We start from the raw sequence: 730 nt of genomic DNA on the forward strand, positions 1-730 counted from the left end.
CCCCACGACGACGACCCGGCGGTCACCGGTGGTGACAACTAGGCTGGGGGGGATGAACCCCAGCCGGTCCGCCCCGAACACGCCCCGCGCGAGCAACCCGAGCACCGCCCAGGCCCGCGTCGTCGTCGACGAGTTGATCCGTCACGGGATCACCGACGCGGTGCTGTGCCCGGGTTCGCGCAGCGCACCACTGGCGCTCGCGCTCGCGGCCGCCGAGCGGACCGGCCACCTGCGGTTGCACGTGCGGATCGACGAGCGTGCGGCGGCGTTCACGGCACTGGGGTTGGCCGCGGCGGCCAGGCGCCCGGTCCCCGTCGTCGTCACCTCCGGAACCGCGGTGGCCAATCTCCATCCGGCGATGGTCGAGGCCGCGCACTCGGGCGTGCCGATCCTCGCGCTGACCGCCAACCGTCCTCCCGAACTGCGGGGGACCGGCGCCAACCAGACCATCGACCAGGTGGGGTTGTTCGGTCCGCACGCCCGCGCCGTCATCGAACTCGGCGCGGCCGGCGACCCCGACTCCGAACACCGTCACTGGCGCAGCGCGATCGGCCGCGCGATCCTCACCGCGACCGCCCCGGGTCACCCCGGACCGGTTCAGGTGGACATCTCGTTTCGCGAACCGCTGGTCCCGGCCGAGGGGGACGAGGACCACGTGGTCGGGGAGGCGGCCGGGCCCGGCCGGGGCGACGACGACGAGCCGGGCCAGCACTCGAGGCCGGGCGGACTC

1 protein-coding gene is annotated in these 730 nt (G+C 74.7%); it reads left to right on the forward strand.

Features of this window, described 5'->3' with window-relative positions; genetic code table 11:
- Nucleotides 1-52 precede the first annotated feature (52 nt).
- A partial coding sequence (locus tag IY392_RS14340) for a thiamine pyrophosphate-binding protein (protein ID WP_255542099.1) occupies nt 53-730 on the forward strand: 678 nt, incomplete at its 3' end.

The organism is Dietzia sp. SYD-A1 (assembly GCF_015356725.1).
Taxonomy (GTDB): Bacteria; Actinomycetota; Actinomycetes; order Mycobacteriales; family Mycobacteriaceae; genus Dietzia.